Origin of the sequence: Staphylococcus sp. HMSC077D08 (genome assembly GCF_001837945.1) — a bacterium.
Classification (GTDB): Bacteria; Bacillota; Bacilli; order Staphylococcales; family Staphylococcaceae; genus Staphylococcus; species Staphylococcus epidermidis.
The window spans coordinates 1-2954 of the sequence record NZ_KV834751.1; the positions used below are offsets into that span (position 1 = coordinate 1).

1 rRNA gene is annotated in these 2954 nt (G+C 50.2%); it reads right to left on the reverse strand.

What is annotated here, in order from left to right:
• Nucleotides 1–29: 29 nt before the first annotated feature.
• Nucleotides 30–2951 (reverse strand): 23S ribosomal RNA (locus tag HMPREF2663_RS02315).
• Nucleotides 2952–2954 lie beyond the last annotated feature (3 nt).

Genomic DNA, 2954 nt, shown 5'->3' on the forward strand with positions numbered 1-2954 from the left:
TTTTGCGTCGCAAAACGCTTTTTAAAAAATTGATTAAGTCTTCGATCGATTAGTATTCGTCAGCTCCACGTGTCACCACGCTTCCACCTCGAACCTATTAACCTCGTCATCTTCGAGGGATCTTATAACCGAAGTTGGGAAATCTCATCTTGAGGGGGGCTTCATGCTTAGATGCTTTCAGCACTTATCCCGTCCATACATAGCTACCCAGCTATGCCGTTGGCACGACAACTGGTACACCAGAGGTATGTCCATCCCGGTCCTCTCGTACTAAGGACAGCTCCTCTCAAATTTCCTACGCCCACGACGGATAGGGACCGAACTGTCTCACGACGTTCTGAACCCAGCTCGCGTACCGCTTTAATGGGCGAACAGCCCAACCCTTGGGACCGACTACAGCCCCAGGATGCGATGAGCCGACATCGAGGTGCCAAACCTCCCCGTCGATGTGAACTCTTGGGGGAGATAAGCCTGTTATCCCCGGGGTAGCTTTTATCCGTTGAGCGATGGCCCTTCCATGCGGAACCACCGGATCACTAAGTCCGTCTTTCGACCCTGCTCGACTTGTAGGTCTCGCAGTCAAGCTCCCTTATGCCTTTACACTCTATGAATGATTTCCAACCATTCTGAGGGAACCTTTGAGCGCCTCCGTTACCTTTTAGGAGGCGACCGCCCCAGTCAAACTGCCCGCCTGACACTGTCTCCCACCACGATAAGTGGTGCGGGTTAGAAAGCCAACACAGCTAGGGTAGTATCCCACCAACGCCTCCACGTAAGCTAGCGCTCACGTTTCAAAGGCTCCTACCTATCCTGTACAAGCTGTGCCGAATTTCAATATCAGGCTACAGTAAAGCTCCACGGGGTCTTTCCGTCCTGTCGCGGGTAACCTGCATCTTCACAGGTACTATGATTTCACCGAGTCTCTCGTTGAGACAGTGCCCAAATCGTTACGCCTTTCGTGCGGGTCGGAACTTACCCGACAAGGAATTTCGCTACCTTAGGACCGTTATAGTTACGGCCGCCGTTTACTGGGGCTTCGATTCGTAGCTTCGCAGAAGCTAACCACTCCTCTTAACCTTCCAGCACCGGGCAGGCGTCAGCCCCTATACATCACCTTACGGTTTAGCAGAGACCTGTGTTTTTGATAAACAGTCGCTTGGGCCTATTCACTGCGGCTCTTCTGGGCGTGAACCCTAAAGAGCACCCCTTCTCCCGAAGTTACGGGGTCATTTTGCCGAGTTCCTTAACGAGAGTTCGCTCGCTCACCTTAGAATTCTCATCTTGACTACCTGTGTCGGTTTGCGGTACGGGCACCTGTTATCTATCTAGAGGCTTTTCTCGGCAGTGTGAAATCAACGACTCGAGGAAACAATTTCCTCTCCCCATCACAGCTCAGCCTTATGAGTGCCGGATTTGCCTAACACTCAGCCTTACTGCTTGGACGTGCACTCCAACAGCACGCTTCGCCTATCCTACTGCGTCCCCCCATCGATTAAAACGATACTAGGTGGTACAGGAATATCAACCTGTTATCCATCGCCTACGCCTGTCGGCCTCAGCTTAGGACCCGACTAACCCAGAGCGGACGAGCCTTCCTCTGGAAACCTTAGTCAATCGGTGGACGGGATTCTCACCCGTCTTTCGCTACTCACACCGGCATTCTCACTTCTAAGCGCTCCACATGTCCTTGCGATCATGCTTCGACGCCCTTAGAACGCTCTCCTACCATTGTCCAAAGGACAATCCACAGCTTCGGTAATATGTTTAGCCCCGGTACATTTTCGGCGCAGTGTCACTCGACTAGTGAGCTATTACGCACTCTTTAAATGATGGCTGCTTCTAAGCCAACATCCTAGTTGTCTGGGCAACGCCACATCCTTTTCCACTTAACATATATTTTGGGACCTTAGCTGGTGGTCTGGGCTGTTTCCCTTTCGAACACGGACCTTATCACCCATGTTCTGACTCCCAAGTTAAATTAATTGGCATTCGGAGTTTGTCTGAATTCGGTAACCCGAGAGGGGCCCCTCGTCCAAACAGTGCTCTACCTCCAATAATCATCACTTGAGGCTAGCCCTAAAGCTATTTCGGAGAGAACCAGCTATCTCCAAGTTCGATTGGAATTTCTCCGCTACCCTCAGTTCATCCGCTCACTTTTCAACGTAAGTCGGTTCGGTCCTCCATTCAGTGTTACCTGAACTTCAACCTGACCAAGGGTAGATCACCTGGTTTCGGGTCTACGACCAAATACTCAACGCCCTATTCAGACTCGCTTTCGCTGCGGCTCCACATTTGCTGCTTAACCTTGCATCAGATCGTAACTCGCCGGTTCATTCTACAAAAGGCACGCCATCACCCATTAACGGGCTCTGACTACTTGTAAGCACACGGTTTCAAGTTCTCTTTCACTCCCCTTCCGGGGTACTTTTCACCTTTCCCTCACGGTACTGGTTCACTATCGGTCACTAGAGAGTATTTAGCCTTAGGAGATGGTCCTCCCAGATTCCGACGGAATTTCACGTGCTCCGTCGTACTCAGGATCCACTCAAGAGAGAATATGTTTTCGACTACAGGATTATTACCTTCTTTGATTCATCTTTCCAGATGATTCGTCTAACATGTTCTTTTGTAACTCCGTATAGAGTGTCCTACAACCCCAACAAGCAAGCTTGTTGGTTTGGGCTCTTCCCGTTTCGCTCGCCGCTACTCAGGGAATCGATTTTTCTTTCTCTTCCTCCGGGTACTAAGATGTTTCAGTTCTCCGGGTCTGCCTTCTGACATGCTATGAATTCACATGTCGATAACATGACATAACTCATGCTGGGTTCCCCCATTCGGAAATCTCTGGATCAACGCTTACTTACAGCTACCCAAAGCATATCGTCGTTAGTAACGTCCTTCATCGGCTTCTAGTGCCAAGGCATCCACCGTGCGCCCTTAATAACTTAATCTAT